4 protein-coding genes are annotated in these 2,633 nt (G+C 55.3%); 2 read left to right on the top strand and 2 right to left on the bottom strand.

Translation table 11 applies throughout. The features are described 5' to 3' along the window. Positions 1-592 (bottom strand): transposase (locus ACOYNV_RS27290; protein WP_422902965.1); only part of this gene is annotated, 592 nt, incomplete at its 3' end. Positions 593-1,164: 572 nt separating this feature from the next. Between ACOYNV_RS27290 and ACOYNV_RS27285 the strand changes: the two genes are divergently transcribed. Further along, on the top strand, positions 1,165-1,377 hold the full coding sequence (locus tag ACOYNV_RS27285; protein WP_422902964.1) for a hypothetical protein: 213 nt from the start codon (positions 1,165-1,167) through the stop codon (positions 1,375-1,377). After that, on the top strand, positions 1,370-2,335 hold the full coding sequence (locus ACOYNV_RS27280) for a hypothetical protein (protein ID WP_422902963.1): 966 nt from the start codon (positions 1,370-1,372) through the stop codon (positions 2,333-2,335). Before ACOYNV_RS27285 ends, ACOYNV_RS27280 begins: the two co-directional genes overlap by 8 nt. Before the next feature lie 47 nt (positions 2,336-2,382). On the opposite strand, the gene ACOYNV_RS27275 is transcribed toward ACOYNV_RS27280, so the two are convergent. Next, positions 2,383-2,633: hypothetical protein (locus ACOYNV_RS27275; RefSeq protein WP_422902962.1), on the bottom strand; the 251-nt coding region annotated here is incomplete at its 5' end.

Here is a 2,633-nt window from a genome sequence, read left to right as displayed (position 1 = left end):
TCTCTGCAGGAATATCCAGCTCAGGCTCATCTTTCTCCACCTCGTCGGTGTTGGCAGCCTTTTGCACCAATGCCGCAATCTGGGCTTTGAGTTCGGCCTCGGTGGTTTGCATGCGCCCATAGCTCATCGCTTTGTGGCGACTGGCGTTGGCTTTTATCTTGGTACCGTCCACTGCGATAGTGCCCAGCTTGACCAGTCCCATCTCGCGCGCCAAGCGCACCACTTGGACAAACAAATCGGTGAACTCGGCCAAGTGCAGCGCCCGAAAGTCGCGGATGGTGCGGTGGGCGGGGAAGTTGTCGGCACCGAGTACGCGAAAGGCAATGTCCTCGTGCAACTTCTTGGCGATCTTGCGCGAGCTGAATACACCGCTGGCGTAGGCATAGACCAAGACTTTGACCATCATCGAGGGGTGAAAGGGTTGGTTGCGCGGGCCATCCTTGGCGTAGCGCGCATGAAACGCACTCAGATTCAGGCTGTCTACGGTGTCATTTATGAAATACGCCAAGTGGCCTTGGGGTAGCCAGTCTTGTAGCGCACTGGGCAATAGTTGCTGTTGCTCAGGGTGGTAGGGGATGTAGCTTGCACTCATCCTTAGATAACGTTTCACCCCATCAATTCAGCGTCAGGGATTTCCCTTCTTCTGCCGCCCAGACTCCTAGAGGGATACCCCGTCTTCCAAGCAACCCAACGCAGCCGAGCTAAAGGGATACCCCGTCTGTGATTAGCCCAACACCAGCGGCCATAAAAGAAGCCCGCGAGATAGCTGGGATAACTCAGTCAGCGGCGGCATCGCTGGTGTACTCAACTTGTCGAGCCTGCAGCAATGAGAGGCGTGTGACAGGCGCATGCACCCTGCAATGTGGGAGTTTTTAAAAATTAAGTCTGCGCTCATGCCAAAAAGACAAACGGCCACACAAGGTGGCCGCTGCATGCAAGTCTCTCTACCCTTATGGGACTCCCACTCCGGGTGGGACCAAGTTACCTTGGCGGCGCTTTCTTTTGCACTTGCTCAGAAAAGTCTTTCGGGGCTAATTCTAGCTGGACCACCTCCTTTGGACATCCAGCCTTCGCGCACTGGCGAATGCAGTTTGGCGTCGAACCAGGGTGTCAGCTTTTTGTCCATGAGTAGACTTTAACGCCGGCGAGGCGTTATCCTCAATCATGAACGCTCACAATCGTTGCCGCAGTTGCGGTGCTACCAGTTACAAGCCCATCATCTCCCGTGATGAAAAAGGCGGCATGCGTCCGTCTGGTCAATACCGTTGTGTGGGTTGCAATTTGGTGTTCAAGGCGATTGATGAGTGGCGCGTGGGTGGGGATCCTCTGCTGGCCAGACACACAAATTCTTATCAGGAAAGCAGTTTGCGTGAATAGCTGGCACCAGTACGCCGTTGGCCACCTGGCGGATGGCTCGCGTGTCATGCTCGTGCAGGTTTGCGGTGACTTCAAAAGATCAAGGCGTTTTGTTGCTCTGCTGATCTGCCTGGCCGATGGGCTTCATCGGCTTTGGCGCGATGGCCGCAGTCAATTGCTGGCACCTGGCTATGTCTGGCCGCAAACCCAAGAGCCAAACGCTGAATACAGTCTGCGCCCCCATGTCCCCAAATACTGGGGGAAGCAGCATGGCAGCACGACCGTGGTCCAAGAATTGCCGCACTGGCTGCTTCGTTCCAATACCAATAACCTGGCTCGGTTGTTGATCGCCTGGTACCGGGCCAACCATGCTGTGTTTGTGGAACGCGTCAAGCGGATCGATATTGCGCTTCGGCCTTGGCCCGTTCTTCCAGATTCGCCTACCTGGAGCCCGGTTGCCATCACTTTGGTGCCCAATACTGATGTCGTTGTGCGCGCGGTTCACTCTGGCGTGCTGCTGCGGCGACTCAAGCTTGGCCTGGAGCGGATCTACATCTCTGAAATGGCCTCAATTCGGGCCCCCAGCATTAAGGTGACCCTGCTGGCGCTTGCCCACCGATTTGCAGAACGCTTGGTGCTGGTGAAGGCATTGGCGTATGAGCAGTGCTGCGTGGCCCTGAGAATGACCCGTGTAAGTGCTTGCGAGTACCAGTTCATTGGCCAGCAGCTGCAGGACCGGTTTGAGACGGACTACACCCAAAACCCCATTCAGACCATGCTGCGCATGCGCATTGGGGATGTCCCACGCGGAGTCAAAGTGCTTTGGATGAATCAGCTGCAGGTGGACTTCGAGGTGTGGGATGGTCTCGACGTCAATGGCATGCTTGAGATGGAGAAAGTCGCACATGAACGGCGCAACGAGAAAAGCCGGCGCGCAGTTGCTGCGCTGCGGAATGTCAGAGGGACCGGTCAAAATTGATCACAGGTTGTTGTATGGTGTAGTATTGTGTAAGTTACAGTTACATATTACAAAGATACGACCATGGCCATCACCAAAGACGAGGCTGACTCCCCTGCCCCGCTTGAAATATCAATCGCAAAGTCGCCGGCCACTGTTGAGATATCCGCAGCTGCCGCCACTCGCTGTAAACTTTTTGTTGCTTCCATACCGCCCTCAACGGTCAGGTAGTTTTTTATACCTCGCCGGTAATAGGCTAAAAGAGCCCATCCCCTCGAAAAGATGCTATGGATGCCTCCCTGCCTACGGGCAAGGAAAC

This window comes from Propionivibrio sp. (genome assembly GCF_049316945.1).
Lineage (GTDB): Bacteria > Pseudomonadota > Gammaproteobacteria > Burkholderiales > Rhodocyclaceae > Propionivibrio.
This window is presented reverse-complemented; position numbering and strand designations above follow the sequence as displayed.

Excerpts from the sequence above, each read along its gene's own strand:
- ACOYNV_RS27285 (WP_422902964.1), top strand. The coding sequence starts at position 1,165 with ATGAACGCTCACAATCGTTGCCGCAGTTGCGGTGCTACCAGTTACAAG.